A 17,158-nucleotide genomic window follows, 5' to 3' on the forward strand; every position below is an offset into this window, starting at 1 on the left:
CATGGGACTTGCAAGGGACGCACAGATGAAGAGCCTTTTCCTCCACGCGGCCGTCAGCGCACTCGCGCTCGCCGCCACCTCCGCCAGCGCCGAACAGGCCGCCCCGCCCGCCGCTCCGGCGCCCGCGAAGGCGACCTACGGCACCTACGGCTTCGACACGGCGGGCATGGACCGGTCGGTAAAGCCGGGCGACGATTTCTACGATCACGCCAACGGCACATGGGCGAAGAACACGCCCATTCCGGCGGACAAGTCCAACTATGGCGCGTTCACCGTGCTGGAGGAACTGTCGCAGAAGCGCACGCGCGGCATCCTGGAAGCCGCGCAGAACGACCCGTCGAGCAAGATCGGCAACGCCTATGCCAGCTTCATGGACAAGGCCGCGGTCGAAGCCAGGGGACTTGCCCCGCTTCAGCCGTGGCTCGGCGAAATCCGGGACATCGCCGACAGAAACGCCTATGCAAAGGTCGCGGCGAAGGCCGCCCGGCAGGGCATAGGCGGTCCCTTCCGCTTCTATGTGGGACAGGATGACAAAGACCCGGAAACCTACATCCTCTCGATGATGCAGGGCGGCCTCGGCCTGCCCGACCGCGACTATTATCTCGACGCGGGCGACAAGATGGCGGCGATCCGCACCGCCTATGTCGCGCATCTGGAAAAGATGCTGACGCTGGCCGGGGAAAGCGGCGCGAAAGCCCGCGCCGCCGCGCTGATGGCGTTCGAAACCGAAGTGGCGAAGGTCCACTGGACCCAGATCGACAGCCGCGACGCCGACAAGACCTATAACAAGATGACGCTGGCCCAGCTCGCGCAGTCCGCGCCGGGCTTCGACTTCGCGGCCTATTACGCCGCCAACGCCCTCAGGCCCGCCGACCTTCTGGTGGCGCAGCCCAGCGCCATCACCGGCGAAGCCGCGCTCATCGCCAAAGCGCCGCTTCAGGTGCTCAAGGACGGCCTGCTGCTCTCCAGCCTCCACACCTATGCCGATTATCTGCCCGACAGCATCGCCGACGCGGACTTCGCCTTCTACGGCACCACCCTGTCAGGCACGCCGCAGCGGTCGGAACGCTGGAAGCAGGGCGTCGATTTCCTCAAGGAAACGCTCGGCGAGGAAGTGGGCAAGGTCTATGTCGCCCAATATTTCCCGCCCGAAACCAAGGCGGCGATGGACGACCTCGTCAAAAATGTGCTCGCCGCCATGGGCCGCCGCATCGACGCGCTGCCGTGGATGAGCGCCACCGCCAAGGCCCGCGCCCACAAAAAGCTCGCCGCCTTCACGCCCAAGATCGGCTATCCCGACAAGTGGCGCGACTATGCCGGGCTGGAAATCCGCCGCGACGACTTGCTCGGCAACGCGATGCGCTCCAGCGCTTTCGAGTTCGACTATAATGTCGGGAAGCTCGGCAAGCCCATCTACCGCTGGGAATGGGGCATGACCCCGATGGAAATCAACGCCTACGCCAATTTCGGCATGGTGGAGATCGTCTTCCCCGCCGCGATCCTGCAACCGCCCTTCTTCGATCCCCATGCCGACCCGGCGGTCAATTATGGCGGCATCGGCGCGGTGATCGGCCATGAACTGAGCCACCATTTCGACGATCAGGGCGCGAAATATGATGAGACCGGCAAGCTCAACCAGTGGTGGACCGATCAGGATGTCGCCAACTTCAAGGAGCTGACGGGCAAGCTGGTGAAACAATATGACGCCTATGAGCCTTTCCCCGGATCGCATGTGAAGGGGGCGTTCACGCTGGGCGAAAATATCGGCGATCTGGGCGGCCTTGCCGTCGCGCTGGACGCCTATCATGCGTCATTGAAAGGCAAGAAGGCGCCGGTGATCGACGGCACAACCGGCGACCAGCGCTTCTTCCTCGGCTGGGCACAGGTGTGGCGGCGTAACTATCGCGAGGCGAACCTGCGCCAGCGGCTCGTGACCGATCCGCACGCCCCGTCGCAATATCGCGCCGACATCGTGCGCAATTTCGATAGCTGGTATGGCGCGTTCAAGCCTGCGCCCGGCGGCAAGATCTATCTCGCGCCCAAAGATCGCGTGAAGATCTGGTAGCATCTGGAAGGGGGTCGGCGCGTCCGTCGTCGGCCCCTACGCCGTTCCACGAACCGTTATCGTGGCGCGGCGTGCTGCATTTTGTCGACTCGTCATCCCCTGAATCGCACGACTCGCCGTTCCGCCCTTCCCCCGGCGGAACGGATTTCCCAGCTTGTCCGTCTGATATTCAGTGTGTGATCGAAGAGGAGAAGAACGTTGACGGGTCTCAACAGCAAATTTCTGAAAGCCGGCATCGCATCGGCCGCCTTGTTCGCCGCATTCCCCGCATTCGCCCAGGCGGCGCCTGCGGCAGCCCCCGCTCCGGCGGCGACTCCCGCTCCTGCGGCAGAGGCTGGTAATTTCAGCGACGCCGACATCAAGCAGTTCGCAGCCGCCGCCGTCGAAGTGACGAAGATTCAGCAGGACGCCTCGATCTCCGACGCCGACAAGCAGCCCAAGATGGTCGCAGCGCTTCAGGCATCGGGCATCGCGCCTGAAAAGTTCAACCAGATCGGTCAGGCCGCAGCAGCCGACCCCGCGCTTCAGCAGCGCATTCAGGCTGCCGCGCCCGCCGCTCCGGCAGCGGCCCCGGCACAACCGGCGGCCCCCGCCACTCCGGCGACCCCGGCCCAATAACCCGGCACAGTGATCCGCTAATTCGGGGGAGGCTCTTGGCCTCCCCCTTTTTGCGCGATAAGCGCATCGGCCATGACGTCTCCGGTCTGGCATCCTTTCTTCCAGCATGGTCTCGATGAGCCGATCCCCCCTGTCGCCAGCGCGCGCGGGGCATTGCTGCATCTCACTGACGGCCGTTCGCTGATAGACGGCATTTCGAGCTGGTGGGTCACAACCCATGGCCATTGCGAACCCCGCATCGCCGCCGCCATCGCGCGGCAGGCCGCGACCCTCGATCAGCTCATCTTCGCAGGCTACACCCACGCCCCGGCGGAAGAGGTTGCGCGAGGCCTGATCGACATCGCGCCGCGCTTTGACGGTCAGCCGCGACTCGCCCATGTCTTCTATTCGGACAGCGGATCGACCGCCGTCGAAGTCGCGCTCAAGATGGCGCTGGGATACTGGCACAATATCGGGCAGCCGCAGCGGCACCGCATTCTCGTCATGCAGCACAGCTATCATGGCGACACGATCGGCGCGATGTCGGTGGGCGAACGCGGCGTTTATAATGCGGCATGGACGCCCCTGCTGTTCGATGTCGGCACCGTCCCCTTTCCCGCTCCCGGCTCCGAGCAGGCATGCCTCGACGCGCTCGAAGCCGCCTGCGCCGAGCGTCCCGCCGCCTTCATCGTGGAACCGCTGATTCTCGGCGCGGGCGGGATGCTCGTCTATCCGGCGAACCTGCTGCGCGAAATGGCCGCCATCTGCCGCCGCCATGGCGTGCTGTTCATCGCCGACGAAGTGATGACGGGCTGGGGCCGCACCGGCACGCTCTTCGCCTGCGAACAGGCGGGCGTGGTCCCGGACATCATGCCGGTCGCAAAGGGGATCACCGGCGGCGCGCTGCCGCTTGCGGCCACGCTGGCGAGCGCGCCGATCTTCGAAGCGCACCGCTCGACCGACCGCGCGCGGCTCTTCTACCATTCGTCGAGCTATACCGCCAACGCCATCGCCTGCGCGGCGGCGGCCGCCAACCTCGCCATCTGGCGCGAAGACGATGTGCTGGCGCGCATCGCCGGGCTTTCAGACGCCATCGCCGAACGGATGGCGCGCCTGTCGGGCCATCCCGCCTTCGCCAACCCCCGTCAGCTCGGCGCCATCGCCGCGATCGACCTGCGGACCGATGACGCAGGCTATCTCTCCGACCTCGCCCCACGGCTGCGCGCCTGGTTCATGGAGCGCGGCCTCTTGCTGCGCCCGCTGGGCAACACCATCTATATCATGCCGCCCTATTGCATCGGCGCGACCCAGCTCGACGCGATCTTCGCGGCGCTGCACGATGCGGGCGAAATCTTCGGCCCGCACGCCTGACTTTCATTTTGCACCATTTGGCGCTATGGCGGCGCGATTTTACGCACATCCGGGATATTATGGCCAAAGAAGAACTGCTTGAGATGCGCGGACAGGTTGTGGAGCTTCTCCCCAACGCCATGTTCCGCGTGCGACTGGAAAATGATCACGAAATTCTTGGCCATACAGCCGGCAAGATGCGCAAGAACCGCATTCGTGTGCTGGTCGGCGACGAAGTGCTCGTCGAACTGACGCCTTACGACCTGACCAAGGGTCGGATCACCTATCGCTTCAAATAAGCCGCACATCGGGATGCGGCTCATTCTGGCTTCTGCGTCTCCCAGACGGCTCGACCTTCTGGGCCAGATCGGCGTTGCTCCCGATGCCGTCGATCCGGCGGACATCGACGAAACGCCGCGCAAGGCGGAACTGCCCGCGCTCTACGCCGCGCGTGTCGCTGCCGAAAAAGCGGCGCTGGTGGCGCAGCGTCATCCCGGCGCCCTGATCCTGTCGGGCGACACGGTCGTGGCGGCAGGCCGCCGCATCCTCCCCAAGGCGGAGAGCGAGGAGGAAGCACGCGCCTGCCTCTCGCTTCTGTCGGGGCGGCGGCACCGCGTGCTGAGCGCGATCACGCTCATCGACGCGGAAGGACGCGCGCGCCATCGGCTGTCGACCAATGTCGTCATCTTCAAGCGGCTCGACCGCATGGAGATCGACGCCTACATCGCCAGCGACGAATGGCGCGGCAAGGCGGGCGGCTACGCCATTCAGGGCAGGGCCGCCGGACTCATCCGCGCGATCCAGGGCAGCCACAGCGCGATCATGGGCCTGCCGCTCTACGAAACCCGCGCGCTGCTGAAGGCAGCGGGCTATCTATTGGACTGATCCATGGCCGAATGGCTTTACGAAGAAGGGATTGGCGAGGCCCGCGCCGCGCTGATCGAACATGGCCGGCTGGTCGAGGCGCTGGTCGAGCGGGAGAGCGACGCGGCGCGCGCGGGCGCCGTGGTGCAGGGCCGCCTCATCGCCACCGTCATTCCGAAGAAGCGCGGCATCGTGCGACTGGTGTCGGGCGAGGAAGCGCTGCTCGAACCGCTGCCGCCCCGTCTTGCGGAAGGGGCCAATGTCCTCGTCGAAATCCTGCGCGAGGCCGTGCCCGAGGAAGGCCGCCCCAAGCGCGCCAAGGCGCGGGCCGCGCAGCCCGGCGTCAAGCCGCATCCCGGCCCCAGCCTGCTCCAGCGCATCCGCGCCACCGGCACTCTGGTCATTCCCTGCCCCGCGCATGAGGAAGACCGGCTCGAAGCGCATGGCTGGAGCGAACTGCTCGAAGAAGCGATGAGCGGGGAAGTCGGGACCGAAGCGGCGGCCCTGCGCCTCTATCTGACGCCCGCGATGCTGCTGATCGACGTGGACGGATCGCTCCCGCCGGCCCAGCTCGGTCCCAAGGGCGCGAAGCTCGCCGCGCAGACGGTCCGGCGGATGGGGCTGAGCGGCTCCATCGGCATCGACCTGCCGACGATGAACAACAAGGACGAGCGGATGATCGCGGCGGCGCAGATCGACAAATATCTGCCCCTCCCCTTTGAGCGCACCGCCGTAAACGGCTTCGGCTTCCTCCAGATCATCCGCAAGCGCGAGCGGGCGAATCTCATGGAACTGATGCGCGAAGATCCGGTGCTGACGGCGGCCCTTGCGCTGCTGCGGCGGGCGGAACGGCATGGCCGGGGCGGCGCGGCGACGATCACGGCCGCCCCCGCCATCATCGGCCTGTTGCGCAAGCGCACCGACTGGATCGAGCAACTGGCGCGGCGGCGCGGTGGCGAGATCGGCTTGCAGGCCGACCCTGCCCTCGCCATATCGGCGGGCCATGTCGCCTAAACCCGCCTCCTGCTCCATTTGCGGCCAGCCCGCACAGGCCGCCACCCGCCCCTTTTGCAGCCCCGCCTGCCGCGACCGCGACCTGCTGCAATGGCTGGGCGAAGGCTATCGCGTGCCCGGCGCATCGGCCGCCGCAGGCTTCCAAAAAAATGACGGCGAAGGGCTGGACAGCGAAGCGGATTGACGCTTATAGGCACGCCTCCATCCGGCGGCCCGTTCGCCCGAAGGCCCGTGCCCGGGTAGCTCAGTTGGTAGAGCATGCGACTGAAAATCGCAGTGTCGGCGGTTCGACTCCGTCCCCGGGCACCATTTTTCAAGAGCGATGCCGGAGCGTGACGTGCATGATTGCCGCTCACTCGGCGCGCGTCCATTCCGGCGATGCCTTCGCCTTCTTCCTATCGGTTCAGCTTCCAGTACCAGCTCACATTGAAACGCCAGTCGCCCACGCCCGCAAAGGGAGATTTGATGACGCGCGCGCCCTCCAGACCCAGCGACGCCTTGGACGCATAGGCCAGCCTCACGCCGCCGCCTGCCGAGGCAAGGCTGTAGTCGCGGCCTTCGAAGCCTGTGCGGCGGTTGATCCGGACGCTGGCCCCGTCGATGAAACCGTAGACTTCGGTGCCCTTGAGCGGCTTCCCCAGTTCCGGGCGATAGGCGAATTCGAAGGAACCCGCAGCGCCCCGGTCTCCGCTGAGCAAAGCGGTGTCGAAGGCGCGCCCATAGTCCGCCCCGCCGACCGCGAACCTCTCATTGCCCGCCAGCCGGTCCGCGCTATATTGCCCCGTCATGCGCAGGCGGCCCACGAAGCGCTTTCCCAGCATCCGGTCATAGCCCGCGCGGGCCGTGACCTTGGTAAAGACGGTATCGGCAAAGCCCGGCGTCCCGCGCGCGTCCAATATGTCGAGTCCCCGGCTGAGGGTGAGGCCTGCTGTCAGCACATCCCTGTCGCCGATGGCCGAATAGCCGGCCGCTGCCCGGACGGCGCGGATATGGTCGGAAGAGAGCACCGCACCAAGAAGCGCCGCATCGCTGTCCAGACCGTCAAGTCCCGTGCTGACCGTCAGGTTGCGCCTATAGCTGCGGATGACGGGATAGCTGAGCGAAAGCCCGAGGCTTTTCGCCTCCCCCGTGACGGGAAAATTTTTGAGCCGGGTGCGCAGCCAAGATCCTGAGAGACCCAGCGCGAGGCCGTCGGACCCCAGCGGCGTCTGATGGCTGAGTCCGACATATTGGTAACGCCGCAGGTCCGTCGCGCCCAGCATCACCAGATCGGTCCGGTCGCCGTCGCGCAGCAGGCTGTTGGCCTGCGCCGTGGCGCGGAGCTGCCCGCTGCCAAGGCCGCTCTGCGTGCGGTTGTCGATGCCGAAGCTGACGTCGAAGCGCTTGCGCGCCGGTGTGATCGCCAGTTTGACGCCGCCGGGCTTCGTGCCCCGTTCCAGCGCGACGTCGACCTTCGCTCCGGGAATGTCGCGGATCAGCGAAAGATAACGCTCCAGCGCGCGGCGGCTGAGCGGCTTTTCCGCCCGCATGCGCTCTGCATAGGCCCGGATCAGGGGACTTGCGCCCTTTGGATAGACGATGTCCTCCACAAACCCTTCGGCCAGCAGCACCTTGACCTGCCCGGTCGACAGATCCTGCTGCGGAATGGCGACGGTGTAGAGGGCGATGTCGCTCCTCGCATAGGCGTCGGAAATCGCGCGGGCGAGCGCGGCAAGCGTCTGGCGGGATGCGGGGCGGCCGAGGAACTGGCGCGCGGCATGCGCGACCCGTTCGGGCGCGTCCACGCCGACAAAGTCGATGCCGCGAATGGCCGCGCTGCTGTCGTCCGCATCGACGGCGACGTCGCCCCGAAGCGGCGCGCCATTGGCCTTTTCGGGAATGTTGGGCGCGGCAGGCTGCTCGCCCTGCTGGATGAGGGGCGGCGACAATGTCGAAGGCGGCATCGCAGCCGCAGGCGCGGGCAGCGCGGCGAGGACAAGGAGCATGAAACGTTCCTGCGATAAATAGCGGCGAAGCCGGGGCGCGCGGTCGGCGCGCCCCGGTCGATGGGTCAGTGGTGCAGGCCCAGCCCGCCCGTCAGCGTGGTGACGGTATTGCTGACCGTTCCCGTCACCGGCGCAAGCAGGCTGCCCGAACCGGTCGTGACAGTGGCTCCCGTCCCGGCTGACGCCCCCGCCCCGGCGCTGACGCCCAGCGGCGACAGGGCGCCGCCGGTTACATCCTGCACGGTGGATGTGACCCCCGCTCCCGCAGTCTGAACCACGGATGTCACCGGCTGAACCACAGATGTCACAGGGGCAAGCGCACCCGTCGCGCTCCCCGCGCCGGTGGAACCGATGCCATTGGGCAGCAGGCTGGCATTCACCAGCGCGGGATCGCCGCTGCCCAGAAGCTGATTGCTGCCGAGCGCGACGTTCAGCAGATTGTCGGCCACGCCGCCGGTCGGCGCAGTGACATTGGTCACGCGCACGTCCGCTATGCCGTTGACGCTCGCCAGTGCCGTATTCCCGGCATTGAGCACGCCCACGCTGGCCACGGTGCCGGTCGGCTGGGTATCGCCCAGCAGCCCGACGCCGACCGCGCCCGCAGTGCCGTCGAGTCCGCTGGTCACTGTCCGACCGCCGACGTCGATCGAAACGACGTCGCCCACGACGCCCTGCGCGCCCTGGAGGAGCAGGGTTCGGCCCGCGCCCGCATCGACCAGCACCGTGCCGGTATCGTTCAGGACGCGCGTGATCGTGCCGGTGACGGGCTGCAATATGGGAAGAGCGGTGGCGACGGGCGTTGTGACATTGCCCTGCCCGTCGGAGACGGCGAGCACGGCGTTGCCGGCGGTGGTGAGCACCGGCGAAACCTGCTGAAGCAGGCCAGCAGTGGTTGTCGTTCCACCGGTGCCGGAACCGCCGCTGCCCGTCCCGGACCCGGAACCGCCGCTGCCGGAACCGCCGCTGCCAGAGCCGCTACCGCCCGAGCCACTGCCACCCGTGCCGCCGCCTGCGCCGCCGCCATTGTCAGTGCCTGATCCGCCACCCGATCCGCCGCTTCCCGCGCCGGGCGCGCCCGACCCGACACTGGCGACGCGCAGGCCGCCGCTGCTTTCGCAGGCGCTCAGCAGCAGGGCGAAGGTCGAACAGGCCGAAAGGGCCAGCAATTTACCGTGAGATGATGTCCGATCGAAGGAAAACATTGGGCTTCTCCTGACTGGTCCGGACGCGCGGCTGCGCGGCAGGAGGAGCTGCCCGGCGACGGCAGGTTGGAGGTTTGCGCAATGGTCGTACGATAGGGCGCTTTTCCATCGAACCACGGTCCTTCGGCAGCCCCGCTACCTTGCACCAAGGCCGGAGGCTTTGCGTCCCGGCGTCACCGCCGGTTTGCCTTTATCGGGATCTTCCTGATCCTCCGCCGCTAACCCGCCGCGGAAGAAAAAGTTCAATGAAACAGATTGTTGGAGCAAGAATGATGGTTAATTAACAATTAGTTGGGCGTGCCGCTCCTGCCCTGCCGTGTTCAACGCTACCTAGATTTCCGTCTGCGGAACCGCGCTTTTGCGCCGCATCGCGCGGGAAGCGGCAAACTGGAAACCGGCGGAAAACAGGAGCGAAGCGCTTGCGATCACCAGCGCCATGGCAAGGGGCGTTCCGACGCCGCCATCGTGCAGCATATCGCTGGCAAGGCCGATCGAAAAGGGGCCGAACCCCTGCCCCAAGATGACGGCCACCAGCAGCATGGCGGCATTGGCGAAGGCGAGCGTGCTGGCCGGGCTGTGCTCCTGAAACATGGCGATTGTGGGCGCATAGGTGGCTCCCGCCGCGACCCCGAACAGGGCGAAGAGCAGCAGCGACAGCGACCGGTCCGCAACGAGAAAGGCCGACGCACTGGCCGCCGCGGCGCAAAGCGCCAGCACACCGCACAGGCGCAACGCCAGCGCGGGATTGCGCGCCAGCGTCCGGCCACCGACAATGCCGCCCAGCAGGATGCCGAACAGCGCGCCGCCCGACGAGGTGACGGAATAGGTCGCCCCGACTTCCCGCATGCTCATGCCATGATCGCGCATGTAGAAGGTCGGCGCCCATTGCGCGAACCCTGCATAGGCAAAGCTGGCGCAGGCATAGGCGCATGTCAGCGACCGGCGCAGCGGGTCCGTGGCGATGCCCGATATGACGGACAGGACAGAGCCGCCGGCTCCCGACCGTCGCGTGACCGCCGCTGCCGGCTGTCTGACCGTCGCCGCAAAGAGCAGGGCGAGCAGCAATCCCGGTATCGCCATGAGCGCCATGGTCTTGCGCCAGCCATATTCCGATCCCAGCCATCCCCCCAGCGCCACCCCCGCCCCGATCCCCACCGTCGTTCCGGCCGAGAATATCGCAAAGGCAATGGGGCGCGCGCGCGTCGAAAAGCCGCCATGGATCAACGCCAGCGAAGCGGGCGCGGCACCGGATTCGCCGATGCCCAGTCCAAGCCGGACGATGAAGAGCTGGGCGAACGAGCGGACGTGCGCGGTCAGCAGGCACATGACGCTCCACACCGCGACCGCCGTCACCAGCACGCGCGCATGGCCGTAGCGGTCCGCCCAGCGGGCGATCATCAACCCGGCCATGCCGTAGGTCAGGGCGAAGGCCAGCCCGGTGATCGCCCCCACCTGCGTGTCGCTCAGCGACAGTTCGCGCTGGATGGCGGGCGCGAGGACGGAGATCAGCGTCCGGTCCGCATAGTTGACGATATTGATCGCCACCAGAAGGATGAGCACGTAGATATTCCCGAAGCGGCTGAGACGCGCCGGAACGCCGCCCTCCGCTGGCGGTCTTGCCACCCCGGCGTCCTCCTCGGGACCGGCAGAGGCGGCTCCCCTCATCCGCCTATCCGTGATTGAACCAGAGCGTCTGGCGCCGCTGATAGGCCTCCAGTCCCGCTACGCCGCCTTCCACGCCGACGCCGGAGAGGCCGGACGGCTCGCCGGAAAATGCGAAGCCCGGCCCGGTGCTGGCGACAGCATCGGCATTGACCACCGTCACCGAGGTCCGCAGCGCATTCGCCATCTGGAAACCCGTCGCCGCGCGGGTCGACCAGATATAGGCGGCAAGGCCGTAGCGGGTGCCGTTCGCCAGCCGGATCGCTTCTTCCATATCGGCGAAGGGAAGCACCGTCACGACCGGCCCGAACACCTCCTCCTGCACGATCGGGCTGTCGGCCGCCGCGTTCGTCACGATGGTGGGTTCGATGAAATATCCGCCTGTTTCCTCCAGCAGCCGGCGGCCCCCATGGGCCAGTCTGGCGCCCTGCGCCTGCGCCTGATCCACAAAATCCGTGACCTTGGCAAATTGTCCTGCCGACACCAGCGGGCCATAGGTGGTCGATGGAAACTGCGGGTCGCCCGGAACGATCTCGCCGAGGTAGCCGGAGATCTTCTCAACCAGCGCCGCCTGCAGGCTGTCCTGCACAAGGATGCGGGAACCGAAACTGCACACCTGCCCCTGATTGGTGACGATCGTGCGGGCGATATAATGGGCGATCCTGTCGGCATCTATCCCGTCGTCGAAGATGATCTGGGGCGACTTTCCGCCGCATTCGGCGCCCACCACCTTCATGTTGGACGCGCCTGCATATTGCATGATGAGCTTGCCGACTGCGGACGATCCGGTGAACGTCACCATGTCCACATCCATATGTTCGGCGAGCGCGCGACCGACGATATGGCCGCAGCCCGGAACGATGTTGAGCACGCCTTCGGGCAGCCCTGCGTCATGGGCGAACCTGACCAGCATCATGGCGGACTGCGACGAGAATTCGGAGGGTTTGAGAACCACGCTGTTGCCTGCGGCCAGCGCCGGGGCCAGCTTGAGGATGCAATTATAGGTCGGGAAATTCCACGGGACGATCGCCGCGACCACGCCATGCGGCCCGCGCGGCTGGATGACGGTGGACAGGCTGTCGCTCGTCAGCACGTCTCCGGCGACCTTGTCGATCGCTTCGGCGTTGAACTGCAGAAAGCCCGCCGCGATTCTCGCATTGAACACAGGCAGGCTGACGGGCTTGCCCATCTCCAGCGCGTCGAGGCGGTCGAGATGCGCGGCGTTATCCGCGATCAGCTCCGCCCATCGCATCAGGACGGCCTTTTTCTCGCCGGGGGACGCGTTGCGCCACGCGCCCTTCTCGAAACTGAGGCGCGCGGCACGGACGGCCCGGTCCACGTCCGCCTGCGAACCATGCGCGATGTCGAGCAGCCTGGCGCCATTGGCGGGATTATAGGTGGAAAAGCGATCCTCGGACGAGGATGGCGACGACCGCCCGTCGATATAGGGTTCGACAGGCGTCAGGTCTTTGATTGAAAGGCGTTCTTCAACTGGCGTTGGGACAGTCGTCTGTTGAATCATCGCACCCATCTTTCCTGAACCGTCGGCATCAGCGTTGACCTAGCAAAGCCATTCCCACTCCGTTCGACACCCCGTCAGTTCGTTTTGGCCATCAGTTCGTTGGCGACGGAATTTCAGCAATGCCGGCAAACCGGTCGGTCGCGCGGATCAGCCGGTCGGTAATGCCCGGCTCGGAGAAAACATGTCCGCCGTCCTCGATCATATGCAGTTCGGACAGCGGCCAGCGGCGGTGCAGTTCCCATGCGTTCCGGGCCGAACAGCAGATGTCGTATCGGCCATGCACGATGATGCCGGGAATGTCGGCGAGCCGGGTCGCGTCCTTCAGCAGGGCATCGGGCCGCAACCAGCATCTGTTGACGAAATAATGGGTTTCGATCCGCGCCAGCGCGCGGGCATAGTCCGCTTCCCGTGCGCTTTCCTCGCGCGCCGGATCGGGGAGCAGCGACACCGTGGCCGCTTCCCACTGGCTCCATGCGCGCGCCACTTCCAGTTGCGCCGCCCCTTCGAGCGCCGTCAGCCTGCGATCATAGGCGGCGATGAGGTCGTTCCGCTCCTCCGGCGGGATCGCGCCGGAAAAGGCCGCCCAGTGGTGAGGAAAGATTTCCGAAGCGCCGAAGCGGTAGAACCAGTCGAGGCTCGCCTGATCGCCCAGGAAAACGCCCCTCAGGACCAGTTCGCTGACCCGGCCGGGATGCGTCTGCGCATAGGCCAGCGCCAGCGTCGATCCCCATGAGCCGCCCAGAACGAGCCATTTGTCGAAACCGAACATGGCGCGCAGACGCTCTATGTCCTCGATCAGATGCCATGTCGTGTTGCAGCGGACCGAGGCATGAGGCGTCGATTTCCCGCACCCCCTCTGGTCGAAGAGGATCAGGTCATAACGGTCCGGATTGAACAGCCTGCGATGCTGGGGCGATATGCCGGTCCCCGGTCCCCCGTGCAGGAATATCGCCGGCTTGGCTCCGGGCGTTCCGCAGCGTTCATAATAGACCCGGTGCCCGTCGCCGACATCGAGATAGCCTGTCTCGCCCGGCTGGATTTCGGGATACAGCGACCTCATCGGCCGGTCTGCCCGCCGGACAGTTGCAGGGCCAGTTTCGATCCGATCATCATGCAGGCCGCGTTGGTGTTGCCGCTGATGAGGTCGGGAAACACCGATGCATCGGCGACCCAGATATTATCGGCCCCGTTCAGTTTAAGGTCGGGCGCCACGACCGCGTCCGGATCGCTTCCCATCCGGCAGGTGCCCGAAATATGATAGGCGATCTCCGTATTGCCGCGGACATGATTCATGAGCGCAGCCTCGTCCCCGCAATCCGCCCCCGGCGTCAGTTCCCTCGTTGCCAGCCCCCGCATGGGATCGGCCTCCATGATCCGGCGCGCGATGCGGATCGCGGCGGCCAGCGCCTTGACGTCCTGTTCGCCGCCGCCGAGCAGATTGGGCATGATACGCGGGGCCGCCGCCGGATCTGCCGACGCCAGCGTGATGCGTCCGCGTCCGGCGGGATGGCTCAGATTGGCGTAGATGGTCAGCGATGGCCGCTTGAGCAGCGGATCGGCATGGGTGACCGGATCGAGAATGCCCAGCGGCAGGAAATGATACTGGATGTCGGGCGCGGACAGCCGCTCGTCGCTCTTCACGAAACCGGCGGCTTCGAAGGCGCCGGCCAATATGCCTTCTCCGCGCAGCAGGAAATCGGCCAGTTCGCCGATGGACTGCCGGATACCTCCGGTCATGTTGCGCGACGGAACCGACGTTTCATACACCATCCGGACCAGCGGATGCTCCATCATGTTCCTGCCTACCTCTCGGGAGGCGATGGCGGTGAAGATGCCGAAGGCTGCCAGCTCGTCCGGATCGCCGACGCCCGACTGCATCAGCAGCTTGGGCGTTCCCGCCGCACCGGCGCTCAGGATGATCCTGTCCGCGCCGACCAGGATTTCCTCCCCCCGCCTTGAACAGACCAGATGGGTGGCGCTGCCGTTGCTGAACAGGATACGCTGGACGTCGCACTCGTCCCACAGGGTGAAAGCGTCCCGGTCGCGGACGGCCGACAGGAAAGCGTCCGCCGAACTGTTGCGGATGCCGCGCCGCTGCGAAAGCTGCGCCAGCCCGAAACCGCTCTGGTCCCCTGCATTATAATCGTCGTTGATCGGATAGCCCGCATTGGCGGCGGCATCCAGAAACGCGCGGGTCAGCGCATGCGGCCTGCGCACCGTCCGGACATTCAGCGGCCCGGAATGGCCGCGTGCCGGGCCGGGGCGGTCGCTGGTCTCCATGTCGCGGAATATCGGCGCGACCGACTCCCAGTCCCAGCCGGGATTCTGCATCGCGGCCCAGCGGTCATAGTCCTGCGGTGCGCCGCGAACGAACATCATGCCGTTGATGGCGCTGCTGCCGCCCAGAATGCGCCCCCGCGCCCATCCCTCCGACCGGCCCTGCCGGCTTGCGTCCGGTTCGGACACATACCCCCAGTCGAACTTGCCGATCGCCTGCCGCACGAAGCCGGGAATGCGGGTTTCGAGGGTGCGCACATCCTTGCCCGCCTCGATCAGCAGGACCGTGCCCGCACCCTGCGCGATCAGGCGCGCGGCCGCCGCGCACCCCGCCGAACCGCCGCCGACGATGACATAGTCGAAATGCTGTCTGCTCATGACACGGGCACCGGCATCGAGGAATGGGTATAGGAAAATTGCAGGCCTTGCCCTTCGTCCACGCAAAGGATCGAGAAGATGGACCAGCGCTCCACGCCTTCGGGGTCGATGACGAAGGTCGTGCCATCCGCCAGGAACATGTCTGCGCCGAGGTCGCGGCACTGGCGCAGCGCGAAACGGATGTCGCGATATCCCGCGGCAAGGAGCTGCACGCTGGATTCGAGATAGGGCGCGCGGTCGACGAACGCGCCGTTGACGACCGCCGCGAAACCGTCCGTGTAGCAGCGCGCCATCTCGTCGACGCGCTGTCCGTTGAAGGCGTCGCCAAAGTGCGACAGCAATAGGGCGACGGGATGCGTCACGGCCTGCGCCTCCTGCGGATCATGCCGGCCACCGCTCATGCGCCCTTGGCCAGCGCCATGGCCCGGAACTTGCCCGCGATATTCTCCAGCCACGTCAATGACGGGCCATCGAGCATGTCCCGATAACCGTCCACCAGCCGGTCATGGTAAGCGGCCAGCCATTCGGCTTCGCTCCGGTCGAGCAGCGTCTCGTCCACAAGGTTCGGGTCGAGCGGAAGCGTGGAAAGCGTCTCGAACTCCAGATAACCGGGAAATTGCGATGGCACCGCAAGGATATGGCTTTCGATCCGCACGCCGAAATCGCCTTCCTCATAATAGCCCGGCTCGTTCGAAATGATCATGCCCGCGACAATCGGCGCGATTGCCGGATGGTCGATTTCCCGGCGGATATGCGGCACCTCGTGGATGTTCATGAAATTGCCGACGCCATGGCCCGTGCCGTGACGGAAATCCATGCCATGATGCCACAGATGCTGCCGGGCAAAACTGTCCAACTGGCTTGAATCGACGCCCTCGGGGAAACGGGCACGTCCCAGCGCGAGCCAGCCCTTGACCACGAGAGTATGCGCCAGCACATGCTTGCGTTCCGGCTCGCCGACCGCGAAGCAGACCGTATTGTCGGTCGAACAGCCCAGATACTGCCCGCCCGAATCCAGCCAGTAGATCGGATGATCGTTGATGACCCGGTTGGTGTCGGGCGAAGGCACATAATGGGGCAGGGCCGCGTTCGGCCCGCTGGCGCTCAGGTTGCTCATGGACGGGCCGAGATACTCCTCATGCTCCGCCCGGATGCGCGTGACCTTTTCGGCGGCGTCCAGTTCGGTGACGGTCCCCTTGCCGACGCTGTCCTGCAGCCAGGCGAGGAAACGGATGACCGCCGCGGCGTCCACCTTGTGACCATGGCGCGCTGCGGCAATCTCATTCTCATGCTTGATGCCGCGCGCCGCGACGACGCCCGCGTCATTTTCCAGCGTCCCGGCGGACTGGACGATCGTGGCGTGATGATGGTTCGTCCGGCGCACATTGGCCGCCACCCTCTGTCCCTCCGCCAGCCGGGCCAGCGCCGCATCGAAATCGTCGGGCGGGCAAATCGTGACCATGCCCTCCAGCGCCGCGATCAGCGCGGGTTCGAGCCGCGACCGGTCCATGAACCAGAGCGGAGCGCCTTCCGCCGGAAGCAGCACGCGGGAGAGGGGAACGGGCACGCGGAACTGCGACACCGGATCGGACAAGGATTGCCGGGCGAGCGCCTCGCGGCTGTCGTTCGAGCGGATGTTCAGCAGCCACGCCACATCTTCGGGGTCGGCCACGACCAGCAGACTTTGCCCCCGCGTGGCGATCCGCGACCGCGCCGTCGCGATTTTCTCTTCGCGCGGCAGCCCGGCATAGCGCACGTCATAGTCGAATACGGAGGCGCGGCTGTCCTCCGGCCGCCCGTCCAGCCAGACCTCGTCGATCAGGTTACGCGGCTGAAGCACCGGCTCGATTCGCGCGTCCCGCAGCGCGTCGCTCAGCCGGCGCAGCTCCTGCTCGCTGTGCAGGCGGGTGTCGATGGCCAGCGTTGCACCCGCTCCCAGCCGGGACTGCAGCCAGGCGACCTGCGCGGCGATCCCGAAACCGCACACCTCGACCCGCTCGCTATCCACCTGCCGCGTGGCCTGTTCGGTGTAGCGGCCATCGACGAATATCGCCGCAGCGTCCCGCGCGACGATCATCGCCCCCATCGAACCGGTAAAGCCGCTCACCCAGCTCAGCCGCCGGTCGCGGGGTCTCGCATATTCGCTCAGAAACTCGTCTGACGACGGGAGCAGGAGCGCGGAACAGTCGGTTTGCGCCAGCCGGCTTTGCAGGGCGATCAGGTTCGACATCATTTTGCGTCC

At 66.1% G+C, this 17,158-nt stretch carries 15 protein-coding genes, 1 tRNA gene and 1 riboswitch; of the genes, 8 read left to right on the top strand and 8 right to left on the bottom strand.

The genetic code is table 11. From position 1 onward, the window contains the following. Positions 1-25: 25 nt before the first annotated feature. From SAMIE_RS14780 to SAMIE_RS14815, 8 genes are all read left to right on the top strand, one after another. Positions 26-2,065: a M13 family metallopeptidase gene (locus tag SAMIE_RS14780; RefSeq protein ID WP_066702370.1), complete on the top strand. Its 2,040-nt coding sequence runs from the start codon at positions 26-28 to the stop codon at positions 2,063-2,065. A gap of 198 nt (positions 2,066-2,263) precedes the next feature. Then, positions 2,264-2,683: a DUF4168 domain-containing protein gene (locus tag SAMIE_RS14785; protein ID WP_066702363.1), complete on the top strand. Its 420-nt coding sequence runs from the start codon at positions 2,264-2,266 to the stop codon at positions 2,681-2,683. A gap of 72 nt (positions 2,684-2,755) precedes the next feature. Next, the gene (locus SAMIE_RS14790; protein WP_066702361.1) at positions 2,756-4,033 is read left to right on the top strand and encodes an adenosylmethionine--8-amino-7-oxononanoate transaminase; all 1,278 of its coding nucleotides are present in this window, start codon (positions 2,756-2,758) and stop codon (positions 4,031-4,033) included. A gap of 59 nt (positions 4,034-4,092) precedes the next feature. Next, positions 4,093-4,311, top strand: a complete 219-nt coding sequence (gene infA / locus SAMIE_RS14795) for a translation initiation factor IF-1 (RefSeq protein ID WP_003049127.1) — start codon at positions 4,093-4,095, stop codon at positions 4,309-4,311. A gap of 13 nt (positions 4,312-4,324) precedes the next feature. Continuing rightward, entirely contained in the window at positions 4,325-4,897 is a 573-nt protein-coding gene (locus tag SAMIE_RS14800) for a Maf family protein (protein ID WP_066702358.1), read from the top strand. A gap of 3 nt (positions 4,898-4,900) precedes the next feature. Then, entirely contained in the window at positions 4,901-5,890 is a 990-nt protein-coding gene (locus SAMIE_RS14805; protein WP_066702355.1) for a ribonuclease, read from the top strand. Further along, positions 5,880-6,074 (top strand): DNA gyrase inhibitor YacG, encoded by a 195-nt coding sequence (yacG, locus tag SAMIE_RS14810; protein ID WP_066702350.1) that lies wholly within the window; start codon positions 5,880-5,882, stop codon positions 6,072-6,074. Before SAMIE_RS14805 ends, yacG begins: the two co-directional genes overlap by 11 nt. 49 nt (positions 6,075-6,123) lie before the next feature. Then, a tRNA-Phe gene (locus SAMIE_RS14815) sits at positions 6,124-6,199 on the top strand. Positions 6,200-6,285: 86 nt separating this feature from the next. Here the strand turns inward: SAMIE_RS14815 and SAMIE_RS14820 are convergent. The 8 genes from SAMIE_RS14820 to SAMIE_RS14855 form a co-directional block, all read right to left on the bottom strand. Beyond that, positions 6,286-7,875 (bottom strand): ShlB/FhaC/HecB family hemolysin secretion/activation protein, encoded by a 1,590-nt coding sequence (locus SAMIE_RS14820; RefSeq protein ID WP_066702348.1) that lies wholly within the window; start codon positions 7,873-7,875, stop codon positions 6,286-6,288. A gap of 65 nt (positions 7,876-7,940) precedes the next feature. After that, entirely contained in the window at positions 7,941-9,077 is a 1,137-nt protein-coding gene (locus SAMIE_RS14825; RefSeq protein WP_066702346.1) for a hypothetical protein, read from the bottom strand. Positions 9,078-9,199: 122 nt separating this feature from the next. Continuing rightward, a riboswitch (cyclic di-GMP riboswitch) is annotated at positions 9,200-9,276 on the bottom strand. 131 nt (positions 9,277-9,407) lie between these two features. Beyond that, positions 9,408-10,700: an MFS transporter gene (locus SAMIE_RS14830; protein ID WP_066702343.1), complete on the bottom strand. Its 1,293-nt coding sequence runs from the start codon at positions 10,698-10,700 to the stop codon at positions 9,408-9,410. A 46-nt stretch (positions 10,701-10,746) separates the two neighbouring features. After that, on the bottom strand, positions 10,747-12,261 hold the full coding sequence (locus SAMIE_RS14835; RefSeq protein ID WP_066702340.1) for an aldehyde dehydrogenase family protein: 1,515 nt from the start codon (positions 12,259-12,261) through the stop codon (positions 10,747-10,749). A 91-nt stretch (positions 12,262-12,352) separates the two neighbouring features. Beyond that, positions 12,353-13,321, bottom strand: coding sequence for a prolyl aminopeptidase (gene pip / locus SAMIE_RS14840; RefSeq protein WP_066702336.1), 969 nt, complete (start codon positions 13,319-13,321; stop codon positions 12,353-12,355). Continuing rightward, positions 13,318-14,916, bottom strand: a complete 1,599-nt coding sequence (locus SAMIE_RS14845) for a GMC family oxidoreductase (RefSeq protein WP_066702332.1) — start codon at positions 14,914-14,916, stop codon at positions 13,318-13,320. Before SAMIE_RS14845 ends, pip begins: the two co-directional genes overlap by 4 nt. Beyond that, a complete protein-coding gene (locus tag SAMIE_RS14850) occupies positions 14,913-15,317 on the bottom strand; it encodes a hypothetical protein (protein ID WP_066702328.1) in 405 nt (134 codons plus the stop codon). Before SAMIE_RS14850 ends, SAMIE_RS14845 begins: the two co-directional genes overlap by 4 nt. Beyond that, positions 15,314-17,149 (bottom strand): M24 family metallopeptidase, encoded by a 1,836-nt coding sequence (locus SAMIE_RS14855; protein WP_066702326.1) that lies wholly within the window; start codon positions 17,147-17,149, stop codon positions 15,314-15,316. Before SAMIE_RS14855 ends, SAMIE_RS14850 begins: the two co-directional genes overlap by 4 nt. Between the last annotated feature and the right edge of the window lie 9 nt (positions 17,150-17,158).

Origin of the sequence: Sphingobium amiense (assembly GCF_003967075.1) — a bacterium.
Classification (GTDB): Bacteria; Pseudomonadota; Alphaproteobacteria; order Sphingomonadales; family Sphingomonadaceae; genus Sphingobium; species Sphingobium amiense.